Origin of the sequence: Niallia sp. FSL K6-0212 (assembly GCF_038007605.1) — a bacterium.
In the GTDB taxonomy this organism is placed as follows: domain Bacteria; phylum Bacillota; class Bacilli; order Bacillales; family Cytobacillaceae; genus Niallia; species Niallia circulans.
In genome coordinates this window covers 3,429,238-3,448,399 of sequence record NZ_JBBOXL010000001.1, presented here as the reverse complement: position 1 = coordinate 3,448,399, position 19,162 = coordinate 3,429,238, and the positions used below count along the sequence as shown (strand labels likewise).

Genomic DNA, 19,162 nt, shown 5'->3' with positions numbered 1-19,162 from the left:
AGAGCCTAGCGAGGAGACAGTAAGTTTTCCTCGCTCTCTTTGAATAGCTGGCTGCCAAAGTCCTTCTAATCTTCTCTCTATTAGGTGTAGAGATATTATTTTCACAACTATGCTTTTATATAAATAGCGTATTTTTTAGGATTGATAAACCCAAATTTATTAGCTAAATTTACGGACGCACGATTATCAACATCACAATCCCATCGCGGCTGAATATTGATAGAAAGACAATAATCGATAAATCGTTGCGAAACAAGACTTGCAACCCCTTTTTCTCTGTACGCTGGGTCTGTTATTATATCTATTTCTGCATAGTTATTAGATTTAAAAATAGAAACTGCTTCCCCAATTATCCGATTTTTATCTTTCACACAAAAACCAATTCCGTTTTGAAGAAAATTCTCTTTAGAATCCCAATACTCCTCATAATATCTTTCATTGAATTCTAAACTATTTTCAATTAAGCAAGAATTAATTCGATAAACATCATACGGACTAGCTATTGTTGTCCTATTACTATATGTTTTTAAATCAAAGGAATAAGCAATACGGTCGATTCTTCTTACTCGCTTATTTAGAAACTTCTCTATTGCCTGCTCCCATACGATTCCATTGGAAAATAACGTAAATCTATTACCCTTTAAAACTGTTTTCTCAAAAATATCAATTAAATGCTCCATAAATAGCTCGTTCGAAGGACAACCTGTCACAAAAAACAAGCCTGAAGCTGTTTGAAAAAGCAATGAATGATAATTCGTACAGTCACTATATACAGTCCCCTCTATCATGAAATCTAATATACTATGGGCAAATGTTGGAGCTTCCCTAATCTCTTTTTTTATTATAGAATACTGATCTATTGGTACCTTAATCATATTACAACACCTTTTGCAAAATAATTATCTCTATGTCATCATAATGATGAATTCTTTAATCATATGTGAAATCTATATCTTCCTTCCTATCATTTCTTTCATTTAAGAAAGAGGTTTTGCTAAATCCATCATATTATGGAACCCAAGCTGTTCATAAACAGATCGGCCAGATGAACTGGACCATAACCTTGCTCGTTTAGCCCCTTTTTGTTTTAGCCATAAACATATTTCCTCAACTAATTGAGAAGCTAACCCATTCTTACGGTGGTTTTCCACCGTATATACAGCTATGATCCACCCAAAGAGACTTTGTTCTTCCGCTAGTGGAAAAGCATACTCTGTTCTAATTAACCCTCCAGCACAAGCAACAATCTTTTCATCACTGTCTAAAGCAACTTGAAACATTAAATTTCCTAATTTAAATTCTTTCCGAAATAGATTTTTCACTTCTTCCAGCCGCTGAAGACTTGGTTTTGGAATACTGTCTATTTCTCCCATTTCACAAGCCATTTGATACCAGCATTCTGCCACAATACTCAGTTCGTTATAAGTTGCCCATCTAGTTTCATACATTATTTAAGTCTCCTAATTATTAAAAAATTAATGATTCTATAACGGTAATGACGAAAAACACCCAATCCCATTACATTTGTCTTTTGTTAAGATTACTTAGTATTAAAGCAAGCTTCACAAATTAATTTCTCTTCATTTTGGATAAAAGCCTTTATTTCGGTCATCCCTTTTCGCTCTGGATAGCGCATTTTGACAAAAACTACTTCATTTCTTTCAATATGTTTACCGCAATTAGAACATTGGGGTTTTACTTTAATCATAGTTCCCCTCCAAAACTACATATTTAATAACTATAGCTTAAAGTTCCTGACTTCTTTTAATTAAAGTTTTTCTATGTATCAATTTTATAACTTTGTCTAGCACTTTGAATTAATTATGCCGAATATGGTTTGATTTGAAACTGTCTACAGATGATAAACATCCGTGTTTTTGAAAGCAGCTCTATTTCATGTGAAAACATCTTATCTTCTGTTATTAAAATTTCGTCATAACCCCAATCATCAATCCCACTTCTTCCATTATCCACTATTTCCTTTGTATTAACGACAATATTTCGTGTAATATCATAATCAAAGTAAAATCTTTTCACTTTATCCCAAACCAATTCATATATAGAACCATTCCAGTGCTCTATGACCACTCTAATTGATGTTGGATCATCCTTTGTTTCATCTATATCTCCTTCACAATGATTGATTAACTCCATTTTTTTAAACCTTCCATCATGGAATGAATTTGTCACAAGGAATTCGCCCGTATACGAATCAAAGACATGCTGGATAGATTTTAAATATTCACAATACCCGTCATTATCCCAATTATCATCTCGTAAAAATTTCATAAAAAACATCTCTCCTCTTTAATTTCCTCTTATTACACTCATTAACTTTTTAAGAAACAATTTTGGTCCTGCAAAAAATATTTTTTAAGAAAACTAACTTATACATTTTTTTACTTTTTATACAACCAGGGAATCTCAGGTGGATTCCCTGCTTCTCCTAATAGATATACAAATACAAAATAAAAACAGATTAGTAAACTGAAAAGGAAAACAAAGAGTGAAAGACCATTAACCTCTTTCTTTATTAGCCCCACTAATGCACAAATTAGACTTATAACTCCTAAAAGCAACTCAAATAATGCTACAGGATAAACGGAGTATTGATTCATTACATAAACTCGAATTGGATTAAAGATAGTTATTGTGAAAATAAATATTAATTGAAAAATTAATCCTATGACAGAATACTTCAATTCTTTCCATTCTCTCCTTCCTCTGAATTCTATTTATTAAATCTATTAAACTTTACAATAGTACAAAGATAATCTATGTATATAGTAAAACTATGTATAATAGTAAGCTATTTCAAATCATTTATAAATAGCTTACCAAGCATCTTACTTCTTTCTAAACCCTTATTATTCACAGCCTGTTCAGGACATGAATCCATTAACTCCTTCCATCCATGGATTTATATTAAATGTCTTTTTCCATCAATACATTTGTAGTCTCATATCCTAATTTTTCATATAATCCTCTAGCTACTTTATTATGGCCAAAAACATGGAGACCTATTTTTTTCAATCCTAGTTTCTGGCCAACACTTTCTATACCCTTTAAAGCCTCCTTAGCATAGCCTTGCCCTTGGTATTTTTCTAGTATATAAATGTCATAAATAAACCCTAGTTCTTCAGACTTTTGCGCAAGCCATATAACGCCAACTGCCTCGTCATCCCTTCGAATGGTGTATAAAAAATTCTTCTCTGTCTTCTCGCCTTGTGGCAAAAGTCTTGTATATTCCTCCTCTGCTTTCTTAAGCGCCTCTTCTTCTTTCCAATTTCCTGCGATAACCTTTTCTTCCGCATACGTTTTAATCGCACTAGACAGATATCTTTGATATTCATCTGCATTCATTAAAGTTAAATTAATCACTGTTAATACTCCCCCTTTTCGCTCAAGTTTCTTTTCTTACGACTGATTCCAGCTTTCATTATTATATTTTCTTAACTAATATAGAAAAGTGCGGTCTCCCATTATATGTGTGGGAGAGCCTTATTGAAAGAAGGCAGCATAAATGATTATCCCCACAATTATGATAAGGATGAGTATTCCAGTACCTTTCCACCCTAACCCGCCCACTAAATCAGCAAGATTGCTGCCGTGCATACTACTAGATGGATGTTTCAATTCTTCTTGTCGCATTTTTTCCCTTCTTATTTCAGGAGCATCTTTTTCTTTTTTCATTTCAAGCCCTCCTATAAAACTAACAAATAAACAATAAGAATATGCCATTAATAGATGGTAATGTATTTTTTGCAAACAATACATTTTACCTTTATGAAACCCTCTTTATTTTTCCATAATACGTTTGCCGTCCACGAAGGTTTCTAAAACATTCTTCTATCAAATTTTTACGACTTACTTTCATCTAAATATTCATGAATAATCTCCATTACTTCTATTCTTCCATTTATCAAAAGCTCTGGAAGTTCATTTTTTACATTCCCCTTCCAATACTCCCGCGCTTGTTCCATTTTTTTATGGAAAGGAACAGCCTCTAAATTAGGCAGAAGCTCTCCGTCTCCTTCAAAATAATTTCCAGACACATGAAGTTTCACAATTTGTAATACTTTGCGCTTATAGGAATCAAAAAGTGCTTTCCATTTTAAGACATCCTCATAGCTTTTCGCAGCATACAGACAGGATAATCTAGACGGATGATTGGGGAAATCCTGGAGTCTCACCATTTCTGCTATTACTTCTCTAATTGCTCTCATGGTGTGCCCTGCATACTGAACAACCACATCGGCGTTCTCTTTATTTAAGTGCAAACCTTCATCTGTATAATGATTATCTAAAATCTCCATATAATCTTCGCCCTGTGTATTAAGGTGTTCCTTTTCCAAAAAAAAGCGATATAATGTGTTCATCTTTTTTTCTTCAAAGTGAATAACCTGTCCACGAGACATTCTTTGATTAGTAACTAGATGATAAGCAGTAAACTCTTTCATTCTTTCCTCTCCTGTATATATAAAATGGAACGATTTACTATAAATATTGAATTGAAATCTATATATTTATTGAAAAGTTCATCTTGTAAATTCAATCGTTCTAGCAATTCTTTTTTTGCAACGAGTCTCCTAATAATTGCTCGACAAGATATAATCCCATATTGATTCCAGAAGACACTCCACCACATGAAATAATGTTGACATCATGGACAACTTTTTCCTGAGATATCCCATGTGTATCTGGATACTTATCCTGGAGCAATTTTAATGCTAGGTGATGAGTTGTCACCTTCTTTCCAGCTAATAAGCCAGCTTCTCCTAATAAATAGGCACCGGTACTAACAGAACATATATACTCTATACTTTTCTGACTCTTAATCCATTCAATAATCTTTTTATTCTTGCTAATTGATTGTATTGCTCTTAATGGGCCACCAGGAACAAGCAATATATCAAATGTTGGACTATCATTTATACTATAATCCGGTGTCACTTTTGTCCCAATATGTGTTTTTATTGTCTTCCCTGATTCCGAAATCATATATACTTCAAAAGGTCTCGTTGGCATTAGCTTTCTTTTTATAAAGAGTTAACCCTTTTTCTGCTTTACTTTCAGTTGTTAACGAGAAAACCTCCGCAGGACCGGCAAAATCTAAAGATCAACATAGTCATATAATCAAATTCCAATCTTGCGTTTACACATTTTACTATCTCCTTAAATTAAAAAATATCATGTTAGGGCATATAATTAAGAACAGTTCTCCTCCTGATTCCTTTTTGAAAAAATCCCTCTATTTAGAAGTGGTCTTTTTATCACAAAAATACGTCGCTAAAACAAAAGTACAATAGCTACAAAAACGCTTCTACTAAACAGATTATTTTTCCTTTTTCCTTTTCAACAATTCTAAAATTTCCTTGTTTTGTTCCGTTAATTTTCTTAGCTTTACTTCTATAGATAAACACGTAATGGCTAATATTATCAGCCCCATCGCTATAATAAACTCCATAAATACACCACTACTCTCTTTTTATTATCTAAATGGATATTTTTACTTAACATCAAGATTCTAAAAAAAGTTATCTAAACTGATGACATAACGTCTCTTCTTAATACGCTTCCAATTCTTTATTTCTTTCAATGAAGAAACGTTTATCTCCATACAAATTACTTACTGGTAGTTCTCTATGTAATTTCCCTCTTCATATATTTCTTTACTAGTAAGTCCAGTCCATTCTTCTGGTGTTATGTCAGGATGCTTATTTAAATATGTTCTTACCATATTATAGCCCTCACTATAACCATAGTTGTATGGTAATCCGTTTCCACCAATCAATATTTCCTGCGCTCTCTTTAAATCGTACGTTTGCAAATCTGGTTCAATTTTATTCCAAAAATCTAGTTTAAAGTTGTAATATAAATTATCTACGTCAATATCTGGGTAGACTAATTTCTGAAACATAACTGCTTTTCCTTCCAAAATTAATCGATCTAAAACTGTTTCTTCCTCTTCTTTTTTATAATATTTCTCAAACCATACACTGTGATTATATTCATGAGCAATCGTTGTCTTGATAAACTCTTCGGTATAAAACTTATTATTATAGTAAAAACTTATCATTCCAGCGCCCCAAGTATCCATACTTTGGGTAATGTGATCTTCTTCTATAGGGAAAATACAAATATTCGTCTTCTTTTCTGATGGGATGTAATCTGATGATTTAAGGAGTGCCTCTTGAATTGCCTTATTAAGCTGCTTCTCATCCATTGTTTTAATAATATTATTAACTTCCTCCATATTTTCTGGTGCTTTTACAGTAAGGTCAAAATTACCTACAAAAAATTCTGCATTTTTATAGCACGCATCTACAATTGGTTCTATCACCTCCTCATCAAACAGCAAAAAGTTCGGCGTAGCTGAATCTTCTTTCATTCTCTTCTCATATTTTTTATAAAGTTTATAAGCATGCACAATCTCATATTCTTGGTCTGTTTCAGGATGTTTAAAAGTAAAATAAATATTATCTGATTCACTCTCTTCTTTTATCGTCTCTTTCAGTTCACAAGAGATTAATAGAAGGAAAGAAAACAGAATAACAACAGCTCCAAGTTTTTGCATATATTCCCCTCCCCTTTTGATTAATTACGAATGTAACATCTCAAAGGTTTCAGAAAATTTAAAATCCAATACATATCAGCAATCTATAATCTCTAACAGGAGCGTACAGGAGAAATCAAATGCATATATGAATTGTTTCCAACTGGTTCCATCAATATTGGTCTCATTGTACCTCCGAAACTGATTTTTATTTCTTCTTCCTTAATTGCCTTTAATGCATCAATAAGGAAGCTTCCATCTAGAGAAATGCTTAAATCTGTTTCTCCAGAAAGCTTATTGATCGGTTGCGTTTCTTCTATTTTTCCTATTTCTGAAGAATTAGAGGTGATTTTTAATTTCAAACCATCTTTTATTTCCATATGGACATTGTTATTCTTCCACTCACTTGCAAAAAGACAAGCTCGATCTACTCCTTTTAACAGCTGTTTTGTATTAACAGTAATCATTGTCCTTGCATTTTTGGAGAATAATCCAGCAACATTTGGATAATTCCCTTCGATTAATCGAGAATAAAGAGTAGTTGAATTCGTTTTAAATACAATATAGCGATCTGTAGCAAATAATTTAATCATTCCCGTTGTTTTCTGCATTAACTTAGTAAGCTCATGGAGGCTTGTACTTGGCACGATGAATGCACCACTTACACCAGATTCAATCGGAAGCTCTCTCCATGCTAGTCGATGAGAATTAGTAGCTACACATGTAAGTTTTGTTTCTTCGAATAACATATTAACGCCAGTCAAAACGGCTCTCGCTTCACTTTTTGATACAGCAAAAGCTGTCTGGTTGATCATCTCGATTAAATCGGTGCTTTGCATTCTAATATGTGTTGTTTCTTCCATACTTGGAAGCGTGGGATATTCTTCTGCATGAAAACCATTAAGTGTTGTCACGATTTCATCCGCTTTAAGCGTAGCTATTTGCTTTTCGTTTACTGTTAGATGAATTTTCCCTGGCAATTTTCTCACAAGTTCACTTAAATATTTTGCTGATAGTACAACACTGCCTACCTCCTTTACTTCTAGCACTTGTACTCCATCTATTTCCATCGGAATTACTTGTTCAATAATGATATCAGCATTACTTCCTATAACAATTAATGATTCTTTAGTAGCCATTATTTTGATACCTGAAAGAATAGGAAATGGCGTTTTCTGAGATACTGCTTTGCTCACATCTGTTATCGCTCTATTAAAGTACTCACTTTCAACAAGAAATTCCATTATATGCAACACTCCAAAATAAAATTATACGTATTAAATTCGACATTTTTTGCCAATTCCCTTGTCATTATTGTTTAATAAATTGATTTTTAAAAAAATGCATAAAAAAACTACTAAAGTGGCAGCAGCAAATGGCTTAGCCCTTTAATAGCTTTTTATAAATTTGTAAAAATATATTTTATTTTTTAGTTAAAACATCTAGTTGAAGTGGATAGGTGCTATATGCAACCATTTTATTTTTGTACTTTTTCACAATATCTACATGGTCTTGATAACTATTCAAAAATAAGTTTATGTTCTTATTCCCTTTTTTGGTATGAATAACAAGAGAATACTCCGCATTTTTAGCATTAAGATATGCTTCTTCACTTCCTGGATATAAACTATACTTTTCTCTAACAATCGCTTCGTTGAATATCTTAATAATTGCTTCTTTATTCTCTCCATCTATTTTCATTTCATTGTAGATTATTTCTGTTTCCATGTTATTAAGTTTTAAATGCAATTTATATTTATCCAGCAGCCAATCCACTACTCCTGTTGGCAAGCACGTCATTAAAATTTTTATTATACAAAAGAACACTAAGGCTATAATAGTAATCCAGGTCATTTCCATTCACTCCATTACTTATTCAATTAATATTTCTACGTTATTTATAGTACTAAATTTTCTCTCTAAATAGACCATCCAATTTCCATATAAGTTGACCATCCACTTTTTATCTCATGCGATAAAAATAAGATGCACGCTTTATCCTTGCATCCTTCCCTCATTATTCTTTACTGGATTTAAGCGCTGCAGCAAATCTCCTTATCCCCTCATCAATATTGCTTTCTGTTTCTTTCGCATACGTAAAACGAACATAGTTAGCGTTTGAACCCATTGTAGATCCAGGCGCATAAATAACACCATTTTTTAACGACTCTTCTAATAAGCGATTTTCATTGACTTCGTTTTTTATTTTACACCACAGATGAATCCCACCATTTGGTGTTAGAAATTCCATTTCTCCTTTTAAGTAGGTATTCAAGCTTTCGATGATTTGATTTCTTCTGCTTTCAAGTTGTTTAACTAAATTATCTAAATGGACTGCAAAGGAGGGTGATTCTAAGAAGTCGTTTGCTACCCATTGAGAATAACTAGAATGGCCAAAATCAATCTGCTGCTTAGCGTCGGATAACCTTTCTATCACCGGCTTAGGTCCTATAATCCAGCCAATTCGCAGACCAGAGGCGACAATTTTGGAGAGAGAGCTTATATATAATACATTGCCATTTTGATCCATCGATTTTAGCGGAAGCAATGGCTTTCCGCTAAAAGAAGTTAAGCTATATGGATCATCCTCTACAACGGGAATACCATATTGAGAAGAAATTTCTAAAATCTCTCTTCTTCTTTTTTGACCGAGAGATACGCCAGATGGATTTTGGAAAGCTGGGTTTAGAAATATCATCTTAATTCGGTGTTTTCTGTATAATAAGATTAAATCGTCAGGTTTTATGCCATTTTCATCTGCAGTCAAATAATAAGGTTTAACTCCGGCTGATTCAAATAGCGGAAGACTATAATGATAAGATGGATCTTCCATTGCTACCGCATCGCCAGGTTTCAGCAAGCATTGAATAACCAAATGTAAAGCCTGCTGGGCTCCAGATGTAATCAATATAGAAGAAGGCGTTGTTTGTAAACCACGATATTTCTCCATATGATTTGCAATGGTCTTTCTTAGCACTTCACTTCCTTGTGGATGATCGTATCCCAATGATCCTATGTAAGCTCGGTCAGAAGTAATTTTCCGCAATGAACTTAAGGGGAAAAGATCTTCCGAAAGTTCCCCGCTTGCTAAATTAATCAGGTCATGTTCCGTCATTTCTTTTCGTATCCGCTGCATGACAGGTAGATTAGGAAGAAAAGATCCCGCTTCTATATAACGATTCCAGCTAGGTACACGTTTTTTGGTTATTCCCCATATATCTTTACTTATCATTGTTCCGCTGCCGCGTTTTCTTTCAATTAATCCATTCGACTCTAACTCATCATATGCAGCAACTACCGTACTTCTATTTAATTCTAGCAGTTTTGCTAGCTTTCTTTCCGATGGCAGCGGTTTATCTAAGGGAAAGGATCCATCTGCGATACCATTTTCTATATACTCCGCCAGCTGCTTATATATTGCTTTTTTTACTTGTCGATTAGGTTTCCACTCCATTGTTTCCACACTTCTTTACTATATTTTGTCTCCATAAAGACAGCTGTCTCATTTTTATGTTGTTTCATTATAGCTTAATTTCTCATCTTTAAACAACATTGAACCTTTTAGAAACGGCATACCCTTTTTATCTTATCATTCATTGAATTCACTAAATCCAACTGTTTTTACTAATAAAATCGAGAATATCTCATAGGCTCTGGATAGCATCGGATAATTTGATCTAGTTCCACTAATATTTATGATAGCAACCTTTTTGTAAATTTGATATTTTTCAGGAAGGAATTTACTATGTTACAATGAAAATATAGAGACAACATTAACAAGGAGGACTCTCGTATGAAAAAAATGATATATGCCCGAAATGCAACAGCGATGAAATAAAAAAAGGGGTAATGGCAGCTACTGTTGGTCAAGTTCATATGTATCCCGAAAAAACCTTGGAAAGAAACCTTCTCCAATATCGGCAGAATATTGTTGTCACTGCGGTTACATTGCAGCCTTATATGTGGACAATCCTGAAAATTTAGGATAAGCGTATATATGAGCCCTTTTGAAACAGGCATACATCCATTTTCTAATACCGGTAATAATAATTCATAGTTTTTATTCTCCCTATTTGCAAGGGAAAAAAGAAACCTAATAAAATCACGATTGGGCATAGTATGGTGCTTAATATCCCCATAGAGAATAACCGTAAATTGCTGCACAGTAAACATAAAAAAAGCACGGCCTCGAAGCAAAATATATTATAGTCTTTCAGATAGGTTAATTACGACCAGAAAACAAATTCTTTCCGTTGTAAAAGTACTAATAACATATATAAACCTAATGGTAATAAGAAATAATAGTATTGTATTGTGCTGCTATACCGTTTTACTATTTTAATGTATGAATTTGTATGTATGATTACATTAATTATGTGAAGTATGAACACATACAGCGGCACATCAAGCACCGTTAACAGGACGCTATTCCACGCATTTCTTTTTTCCTGTAATTATTTCAACGTGAGCAATTAAGCCAACTGATACAAGTACTAAATATACACTAGATATAAATCGTAATGGATTTTGCATAATCATTCCTTTTTTCTATTTCGTAATGTACTATTTATTTTGTGGAATATAAATAATACTGTGGTTAATCACTCCCTACCTATTTCGCTAAATTCTCATAAGCTTGTAGTGGAATAATTTACTATAGAGTAAAAAGAAAAAGTCCATTCCTTGAAGTTAATCTCTTCCTTAGGAATGAACTCTTTAGCTAGTTCTTATTTTTTTCTTATAAAAGTTATTACAATCGCAGCTAGTGATAAAACAATAGCGATAATCGATAAAATCGTATTTATATTAGTACCTTCATTTGCATGCTCGGCATCTTTGTCTTCCTGTTGATCAACTGCTGCATCATCCGTTTTTGTGCTATGTCCATGACTGTCAACCGTTTCATTGGATTGAGCAATACTAGTGATAGAATGAGGTAGTTCTGCATCACTGTCTCCAGTCCATTCCACAATGCTGCCATCTGCATAGTACTGGAATGCATCCCATGCAATATCGCCAGGCTCTTTGGGATTTTGTGCTCTAAAGGTAAAGTCGCGGTATTGACCAGCCTTAATCGCTGTCTCTTCTGATTCAGCCTCCCAAGTTACAGTTGCCACTTTATCATTATCATCGGTAGTTGTAGTCGTTTTCCAGCCATCGACAGGTTCATACATTTTAAACTCCACATTATCTGGAATTTTAATCGTCACTTTTGTTGTATCCACATCTTTTTCAACTGGAATTCTTACAGTATACGTTTCCCAAGCCTCTGTAGTAGATTGGGATGGATTCACGGTAACATGGGCGCTGACTGGTAATGCTATAAAGAAGACAGCCGCTAATGCTACTAATCCAGATAAAAATTTCTTTTTATGTATCATTTCAAATCTCCCTTCCTTATTTCTGCAGTTTTGCAAAAAGAGAGGTTAACACTACTTTGAATGTGTTAACCTCTTTCATCATATCAAATAGAGATACTTCGTTCAAAGAAAAAACAGCTTGGATTATGTCTATTCTGTGAACATTTTATGACAAATGTACTTTTAAATGACCTATTCCCCATTTTAGCCAAAATAATTCATCTTTAATCAAGGGGGTTATCTTTCTATTACATTGCCTCTGGTGCGGCAATTCCTAGTAATCTTAAGCCTTCTTTCAAAACAAGTGTTACAGCATATACGAGAGAAAGTCTCGCTTCTTTTCCGCTATTTTCCTCTAAAATTTGAACATGCGCATAATATTTATTAAATGTTTTTGCTAAATCAATAACGTACTTTGCCACTTCAGAAGGATCATATTGCACAATCGCCTTTTCCACAATTGTCGGAAAGTCCATTAAGAGCTTTACAATTGGAAAACTTAGCTGATCCCATTGTAATTGGTCTATATTAGCTGGTGGGTAGAAATTACCTTTCCGCAGTAAGGAACAGGCTCTTGCATGTGTGTATTGGATATATGGTCCTGTTTCTCCTTCAAACTTCAACATATCTTCTAGAGAAAACTCAATATCTGTTAGGCGATAATGCTTTAAGTCATGAAAGATAATTGCTCCTGTTCCTACTTGTTTTGCCACTTCTTCTTTATTTTCAAGAGAAGGGTTTTTTTCTTCGATATTTTTCTCCGCTAATTGAATAGCTGCTTGAAGCACTTCTTCTAATAAAACAACTTTCCCTTTTCTCGTTGACATCTTCTTGCCGTCTTTCAGCATCATACCAAATGGAATATGAGCCATCCCTTCTGCCCAATCATAGCCCATTTTCTCTAACACTTGAAATAGCTGCTTAAAATGGAGAGTTTGTTCATTTCCTACTACGTATAAACTTTTCACAAAATGATAGTTTTCTTGACGATAGATCGCTGCAGCTAAATCCCGTGTGGCATAAAGTGTCGCACCGTCTTTCTTTTTGATTAAACACGGTGGGAAGTCTTCAAGCTCTACTACTTGTGCCCCTTCTGATTCTACTAAAAGCTGCTTCTCCTTTAATAACTCGACAACCCTTCCCATCTTGTCGTTAAAAAAAGCTTCGCCATCATTTGAATCAAATGTAATTCCTAATAGTTGATAGATTTTATTAAACTCTTCTAACGATTCTTTTCGAAACCATTTCCAAAGATTAATGGCTTCTTCATTTCCCTGTTCTAGATAGTTAAACCATTTTCTCCCTTCTTCATTTAGCGAGGGGTCTTCATCTGCTTTTTCATGAAACTTCACGTACAGCTTTAATAATTCTTTAATAGGATTCTTCTGCACTTCCTCTTCGTTTCCCCATCGTTTATAGGCGACGATTAATTTACCAAACTGGGTCCCCCAATCACCAAGATGATTAATGCGAATCGGTGTGTAGCCATTTTTCTCGGCAATAAGGCCAAGAGCATTGCCGATAACAGTGGAACGCAAATGCCCCATGGAAAACGGCTTTGCAATATTAGGTGAAGACAAATCAATTGTCATGACTCCTTTATTCGTAGGTAAATCCCCATAATGCTCCTTTTGTTCGAGAACCTCCTTGATTACTTTAGAGGCAATTAATTGCTGATTTAAAAAAATATTAATATAAGCTCCTACCACTTCGACATGATCAATCAGCTGAGATTCTATCTTTTGAGAAAACTCTTCCGCAATTAACGTAGGTGCTTTCCGCAATTTTTTGGCAAGTGTAAAACAAGGAAAAGCGAGATCTCCTAAATGATCATATTTCGGTTTTTCCAATAACTGTTCAATCGTTTCTGGTGATAATTCTACATCTAATTGTGTTGCTAATACGTTTGCTAGTTCTGATTTGATGTTCATCTATATTCTCCTTTTCTATATTAGATATTTTAATAAAATAAAAAAACTCCCGCCCCTTCATACGAAGAGGCGAGAGCTTATAATTCCCGCGGTACCACTCTAATTGTTATTTTCATAACCACTTAAATCAGTTAACGGCCTGTTACCGATCATGCCTACTCCTTTTCAGCATGATATCTCCAAAGTGCGTTTCACTGCTTGCTCCACATTAGGCTTCCACCATCCCTAATTCGCTATTGCTTTACAACCAGCTACTCTCTTTTTCTACGATTTCCTATATTTTTTTCTTATTATACACACACTTTTCGGAAGAATCCAATACTTTTTTATTTTTATAAAAGAAAGACAAGCGCCAATCATTTCCGTTTACATATAGTAATGGAGGAGGTGAAACATTTATGAATACTCAAAATCGAGCTTTTGACAGACATATTGGGGCCGTTGGTCCTATTGGTGCAGTTGGTCCTGTTGGAGCCGGTGGTTTTGCAGGCGTGGGGCATGGCGCAGTGGGAATCGGGGCTATCCCCCTTGGTGCAGTTACACCATCAGCTAGCTTTGCTGGAGGCAACCCTCTATTTTATACGCCTTTTCATCATAGCCCTGCTATTCAACACCATTGGAATTATGGTCAGCATTTCCCAGCATACTCACAACCATATGGCTATAATCCCGCTTATTCTACTTACGGATATTATCCCTATTATTGATTTCAGAAAAAAGGCAGCAACTAGATTCCATCCATTTAGAGAAATTCTAGTTGCTGCTTTTTTATGCTGTTGATATTATTCCGCTATGCTTATTTGTTTATTTTTTCGCCAGATTGCGAAGGTTACTGCTAATCCATCATGGGAAAGAATCTTATAGAGACGCTCCAACCGAGAAAAGAGCTATGTTAGGACAAGCTCCTACTAATGCCAGTGCATTAGCAAATACAGATACTGGCGGCAAGCATCAGCAAATAATAGTTTTACAACAGATAACGAGTAGTGCATGGAGGCAAAGGGAAATGCACCGATCGGGAACAATGGAGGTGCATCTAGTTTTGTCGGCTAAACTACTGTGCTTTTGAACGCTACTTTTCCCTTGGTTCCTTTGAAAAAAGGTGTTCATCCCCTTTATGAACACCTTTTTTCCCCGGTTTCTTTAAATAATGGTGTTCATTCCCTTTATGAACGTATTTTTTCCCCGGTTTCTTTGAATAATGGTGTTCATTCCCTTTATGAACGCATTTTTCCCCTTGCTTCCTCAAAATTATAGGGTTCATCCCCTTTATGAACACCACTTTCCCCTCGGTTCCTCTATAAAATGGTTTTCAATCTATTAAAATACTGAATCTCCTTGCTATACTCCAAGTCTAGCATCCCTCTCTCTTAACTGACATATCCCCCCCTATAACAATCATCCTTAAATATCAAAAAAACGATGGAATTTGACACTATGCCCGCATAGTCATTCCATCGCTTTTTGTTATTTAACTGGAATCCATATTTCAGAGTAGCAATTTTCGCTTGACGGATCATCATCTGTATAGCGTTCAAAGGAAATAAATCCTGCTTGTTGATAACCACTGGACGGCATCCATTCCGAATATATTTGCTTCCAAACCTTCTGCATACTTTGCGGCATTGGTCCATGCACCTCAAAAACTGCCCACTTGGATGCTGAAATAACGAGCTGATCATATTTTTCAGATTTATCCTCTGTTGCAACCGCTATCCAGTAATCCATATCCTTACCCGCTGCTTCTGACTCCTCTACACAAACGCCAAGAACACCTGGAATTTCTCCCCTAGTCAGCATCAGAAGCTCGTTCACTGTTCCATTCTTATTAACTTCATCCCAGAGTTTTGGAATCTCACGGAGATTTTCATCTTCCTTAAAAGTATAAGATTTTTTCATCCCGACAATCGTAAATGCCTCTTTCTCCACTACTTTTACTTTCATTGGTTCTGCCCCTTTCAGCTGTACTTGAATGACTAGTGGATTGTATATTTTTAGACTACCAATTCCTCGTCTCGTTTCACTTGGTGTAACTCCATGCTGTCTGCGATATGCTTTCGTAAATGCTTCTGGTGTATCATATCCATATCTTAATGCAATATCGATTATCTTTTCTCTTGAATGAAGCAAGCTTTGACCAGCCATTGATAGTCTGCGTCGCCTAATATACTCTCCCACTGGTATTTCCGTAAGGATTGTAAATGTTCGTTGAAAGTGAAATATTGAAACATTTGCGACACGCGCAATCGCTTCTATTTCAAGCTTTTCTTCCAAATTATTTTCGATATATATTAATGCCTTTTGTAACCCTTCCAACCATGTCACATTCATCACATCCTTAAAAATAGCATACATGGATTACTGTTGGTTTTCCTGTTCATTTATGCTTGCTTTTGACAGATATATCCTTGGTTTTCTTCTCATCAATATATCGGATTAAAGAAAGGATAGACCGCCCTAAGTAAATACAAAAAAAGGCACCAAAAATAATAAGTGCTGCTAAGTAATTGGCAAATAGCTTCTTACTGGCAATAAATAGTATTAAAAACACTAGTGTGATCAACAAATTGAATATTGGATGATTTTTCATTCATTTCCCTTCCTTTTTTATAGATAAAATATGTATCGTCACGATAAAATAGGCTGTCTATCCCTAGCTCTAGGTTTAGACAACCTTATTCGACCCTAATAGAAAACGTATAATTGGGATTTCCTTGATCCCATTTAGCATAAATCATATAAACATATGTTCCTTTTTTGGCTGGCACTGTCATTTTATTTTTATCTACTTTAATAAATTCCTCTTCTCCATCTTCAAACACTTCTGCAACCTGTAAAGATCCAGCTAATGGCTTTTTATTAAAATCGATGGTAATCGTTGAATTCGGTTCCACTTTCACAGAACCATTTTGTAACCCCATATCCCATGGAGATGCATAGACATAATCAACACAAGATCCTTTTAATGAACCTTGCCAGCAATTAGAACCAATTGTTGTCGGAATTCTATTATTCTTCCATAATACCTCAGGTTTTGGTGGCTTGGAAAAATAAATCGTATCCATTAGAACCCAAATACAGGCAAAAATAAAAGCAATTATTGTTACCACCATAAACATGTGAACCTTTTTGTCCCCTTTCATTCCTCTTTTATATATTGGACGATTGATATTGCAGAAAAGTTTCGATTTTTCTTTATAAATAGAAAATTCCAGCGATATTATTCTTATTCTCCCCCACAGCTTCCTCCACTATCAAACGAGGATCCACAGTCATTTCCTCCATCAAAGAAAGACGCTTGTGAGCTATCTCCTGGATTTCCCTGAAAAGGCGGATAATGATGGTTATTTATATTGTTTGTCTTTTCTTTGCGGGAAAAAATTTGAGCCACGACGATTGCCACAAATACCAACATAATAATTCCAAACATACTTCATTCCTCCCTCACTTGCTGTTCTATTTTATATACGTAGGCTGATTGGAAATAGTTTCATATTTTTTCAATTAAAAAAGCCGAAAAGTAGCAAACTACCTTTCGGATAGATTAATTTATGCTCTTTTCCTTATTTCCTTTACTCTTTCCATAACGGAAGGCTTCTTTTTACTGAAATAATAGAAAATCCCTGTTATCAGTAGAATAATTACAATTAATGCTAATGGATTAATATCTGTAGAGAATACACCATAAGGAATTAACGCAAGGATAAAAAAGTAAAAGAAATTACCTATTGCTGTACCGATAGTAAAAGGACGTATCGATATTTTGCTTATACCAGCAATGATATTTAAAATACTTGTCGGGAAGAACGGAAAAACCCTTCCATAGAACACATAGCGCATCCCTTTTTGTTCGATTTTATCTAACATTTCTTGGTGATTTTGCACTTTTTTGATCACAAAATCTTGGAACCAAAAACGAATGGCTAAGAAGATAATGATTGCAGAAATGATGCTAGAAAACCAGCTCCATAGAAAGCCATAAATGAAGCCAAATGAGTAAAAATTGAGGGTAATTACTAAAATTAAAGGAATAACGGTAAAGCTATTTTGAATAATCATAAGGAATAAACTGACAATAAGTGCATAAGAAATATTCTCTTTAAATGCAGATGTGACTGAATTTAACTCCCCTTCACGAATCGCCTGAAAAATATCAGTGTATCGGAAAAAGATAATAAAGAGGCTGATTGTCACAAAAAACGTAAATGGCTTCCAAAAATGTTTTATATAAATCACCTTTTTCATAAATTATATGTCATATTCTAAAGAGTGGTACACTTAGATGATTCATTTTCTACAGATTTCTTCCTTTTGTTTTTTTATATTATCTGTTTTCTACCCGTTTCTTCTATTTTTCAATCAGGGGGGATTATTTCTTATCTAAAAAAAATAAGTAAGTACATAAAAAGCAGTTAAGTTTTACATAAACATAACTACTTTTTTTACTATACTTTATTCCCATTCTATCAAACTATTTTTTCCTACATGTCCTCTTCTACCCTATCTAACCATTCATTCATAAGCGCAGTAAATAACTTTGCCTGTTCAATCTGCAAATTATGCCCGGCTCGATCTAAAATTGCAAATGTTGCTCGGGGATAATTCCCTAAAATTGCAAACGCATCTTCATATCCGACTACCGAATCTTGTTTTCCTAGTAAGAAGACAGTTGGTTTTTGAAATAGGACATCATCGACTGGAAAGGAAAATCCGTAGTTCTTTTGAATTTTATTCAAAAATGCTGTATTCGCTATATTGCATCCGGATAAAATTTCATCCTTATATCGTTTCCAATTGTACTCATCTAAAACTACTTGATTGGTTTTGAAATTGTTACGTTCTTCTTCTACTAAGTTTGATAAAAATTCATTATCTGCATAAACAATCGTGTGTTCTGGAAGTGTTCTCTTTTCTTTATCTGGTAAAATCATCGGGCAAATGAATGCTGCGCCTAATATTTGCTCTTTATAAAGCTTGATGATTCCTCTAGTTAAGTAGCCGCCATAGGATTCTCCTATAATCAGAAAAGGTTGATTGGAAATGTTTATATCTATAAAATTTGCAACTGCTTTTAACATTTCATCAGAATTACTGATTAAGTCATAATCCATGGTTTTCCCCATGCCAGGTAAATCCAAATATATCCGTCTCCATCCGTCTTTCTCTCTAAAAACTGGCTCCATACACCCACTCATGAGTCTATGATCTAGCGTAAATCCATGTAGCATGATAATGGGAATTCCAGTTCCTATATCTTCGTAATATATGTTTGCATTTTTCACTTTGCAGTATGGCATCTTTCTTCCTCCCTATTA

The 19,162-nt window shown here is 34.5% G+C and carries 22 protein-coding genes and 1 other annotated feature; of the genes, 1 reads left to right on the top strand and 21 read right to left on the bottom strand.

Features of this window, described 5'->3' with window-relative positions; all coding sequences use genetic code 11:
• Positions 1-107: 107 nt before the first annotated feature.
• From MHH96_RS16320 to argS, 15 genes are all read right to left on the bottom strand, one after another.
• Positions 108-875 (bottom strand): GNAT family N-acetyltransferase, encoded by a 768-nt coding sequence (locus tag MHH96_RS16320; protein WP_047940226.1) that lies wholly within the window; start codon positions 873-875, stop codon positions 108-110.
• Between the two features lie 102 nt (positions 876-977).
• Positions 978-1,448: a GNAT family N-acetyltransferase gene (locus tag MHH96_RS16315; protein ID WP_047940225.1), complete on the bottom strand. Its 471-nt coding sequence runs from the start codon at positions 1,446-1,448 to the stop codon at positions 978-980.
• A 92-nt stretch (positions 1,449-1,540) separates the two neighbouring features.
• Positions 1,541-1,708 carry a hypothetical protein gene (locus MHH96_RS16310; RefSeq protein WP_047940224.1) on the bottom strand — a complete coding sequence of 56 codons (168 nt, stop codon included), beginning with the start codon at positions 1,706-1,708 and terminating at the stop codon, positions 1,541-1,543.
• Between the two features lie 113 nt (positions 1,709-1,821).
• A complete protein-coding gene (locus MHH96_RS16305; protein WP_047940223.1) occupies positions 1,822-2,289 on the bottom strand; it encodes a hypothetical protein in 468 nt (155 codons plus the stop codon).
• Between the two features lie 636 nt (positions 2,290-2,925).
• Positions 2,926-3,381 (bottom strand): GNAT family N-acetyltransferase, encoded by a 456-nt coding sequence (locus MHH96_RS16300; protein WP_047940221.1) that lies wholly within the window; start codon positions 3,379-3,381, stop codon positions 2,926-2,928.
• A 120-nt stretch (positions 3,382-3,501) separates the two neighbouring features.
• Positions 3,502-3,693: a DUF6366 family protein gene (locus MHH96_RS16295; protein ID WP_047940220.1), complete on the bottom strand. Its 192-nt coding sequence runs from the start codon at positions 3,691-3,693 to the stop codon at positions 3,502-3,504.
• A 167-nt stretch (positions 3,694-3,860) separates the two neighbouring features.
• On the bottom strand, positions 3,861-4,460 hold the full coding sequence (locus tag MHH96_RS16290) for a DUF2441 domain-containing protein (protein ID WP_047940219.1): 600 nt from the start codon (positions 4,458-4,460) through the stop codon (positions 3,861-3,863).
• Positions 4,461-4,560: 100 nt separating this feature from the next.
• Positions 4,561-5,028 (bottom strand): DJ-1/PfpI family protein, encoded by a 468-nt coding sequence (locus MHH96_RS16285; protein ID WP_053215552.1) that lies wholly within the window; start codon positions 5,026-5,028, stop codon positions 4,561-4,563.
• A gap of 307 nt (positions 5,029-5,335) precedes the next feature.
• Positions 5,336-5,467, bottom strand: coding sequence for a hypothetical protein (locus MHH96_RS16280; protein WP_268874867.1), 132 nt, complete (start codon positions 5,465-5,467; stop codon positions 5,336-5,338).
• Positions 5,468-5,629: 162 nt separating this feature from the next.
• On the bottom strand, positions 5,630-6,577 hold the full coding sequence (locus MHH96_RS16275; RefSeq protein WP_047940218.1) for a DUF2268 domain-containing putative Zn-dependent protease: 948 nt from the start codon (positions 6,575-6,577) through the stop codon (positions 5,630-5,632).
• 92 nt (positions 6,578-6,669) lie between these two features.
• Positions 6,670-7,800: a DNA polymerase III subunit beta gene (dnaN, locus tag MHH96_RS16270; protein WP_144545891.1), complete on the bottom strand. Its 1,131-nt coding sequence runs from the start codon at positions 7,798-7,800 to the stop codon at positions 6,670-6,672.
• 178 nt (positions 7,801-7,978) lie between these two features.
• Positions 7,979-8,410 carry a YfmQ family protein gene (locus tag MHH96_RS16265; RefSeq protein WP_047940216.1) on the bottom strand — a complete coding sequence of 144 codons (432 nt, stop codon included), beginning with the start codon at positions 8,408-8,410 and terminating at the stop codon, positions 7,979-7,981.
• A gap of 163 nt (positions 8,411-8,573) precedes the next feature.
• Positions 8,574-10,010, bottom strand: coding sequence for a MocR-like pyridoxine biosynthesis transcription factor PdxR (gene pdxR / locus MHH96_RS16260; RefSeq protein ID WP_047940215.1), 1,437 nt, complete (start codon positions 10,008-10,010; stop codon positions 8,574-8,576).
• Positions 10,011-11,283: 1,273 nt separating this feature from the next.
• Positions 11,284-11,937, bottom strand: a complete 654-nt coding sequence (locus MHH96_RS16255) for a YcnI family copper-binding membrane protein (RefSeq protein ID WP_144545893.1) — start codon at positions 11,935-11,937, stop codon at positions 11,284-11,286.
• 227 nt (positions 11,938-12,164) lie between these two features.
• Positions 12,165-13,847: an arginine--tRNA ligase gene (gene argS / locus MHH96_RS16250; protein ID WP_144545894.1), complete on the bottom strand. Its 1,683-nt coding sequence runs from the start codon at positions 13,845-13,847 to the stop codon at positions 12,165-12,167.
• A 62-nt stretch (positions 13,848-13,909) separates the two neighbouring features.
• Positions 13,910-14,123, bottom strand: a binding site (T-box leader).
• 122 nt (positions 14,124-14,245) lie between these two features.
• On the opposite strand from argS, the gene MHH96_RS16245 reads away from it, so the two are divergent.
• Positions 14,246-14,554 carry a hypothetical protein gene (locus MHH96_RS16245; RefSeq protein WP_061800535.1) on the top strand — a complete coding sequence of 103 codons (309 nt, stop codon included), beginning with the start codon at positions 14,246-14,248 and terminating at the stop codon, positions 14,552-14,554.
• A 760-nt stretch (positions 14,555-15,314) separates the two neighbouring features.
• Here MHH96_RS16245 and MHH96_RS16240 read toward each other — a convergent pair.
• From MHH96_RS16240 to MHH96_RS16215, 6 genes are all read right to left on the bottom strand, one after another.
• Complete coding sequence (locus tag MHH96_RS16240) at positions 15,315-16,178, bottom strand: AraC family transcriptional regulator (protein ID WP_328587746.1); 864 nt, start codon at positions 16,176-16,178, stop codon at positions 15,315-15,317.
• A 46-nt stretch (positions 16,179-16,224) separates the two neighbouring features.
• On the bottom strand, positions 16,225-16,437 hold the full coding sequence (locus tag MHH96_RS16235) for a hypothetical protein (RefSeq protein WP_047940209.1): 213 nt from the start codon (positions 16,435-16,437) through the stop codon (positions 16,225-16,227).
• Positions 16,438-16,522: 85 nt separating this feature from the next.
• Complete coding sequence (locus MHH96_RS16230) at positions 16,523-16,990, bottom strand: hypothetical protein (RefSeq protein ID WP_142300779.1); 468 nt, start codon at positions 16,988-16,990, stop codon at positions 16,523-16,525.
• 83 nt (positions 16,991-17,073) lie between these two features.
• The gene (locus tag MHH96_RS16225) at positions 17,074-17,277 is read right to left on the bottom strand and encodes a hypothetical protein (RefSeq protein WP_047940207.1); all 204 of its coding nucleotides are present in this window, start codon (positions 17,275-17,277) and stop codon (positions 17,074-17,076) included.
• Positions 17,278-17,396: 119 nt separating this feature from the next.
• Complete coding sequence (locus MHH96_RS16220; protein ID WP_047940206.1) at positions 17,397-18,092, bottom strand: TVP38/TMEM64 family protein; 696 nt, start codon at positions 18,090-18,092, stop codon at positions 17,397-17,399.
• Positions 18,093-18,328: 236 nt separating this feature from the next.
• A complete protein-coding gene (locus MHH96_RS16215; protein ID WP_144545896.1) occupies positions 18,329-19,144 on the bottom strand; it encodes an alpha/beta fold hydrolase in 816 nt (271 codons plus the stop codon).
• Positions 19,145-19,162: the final 18 nt, after the last annotated feature.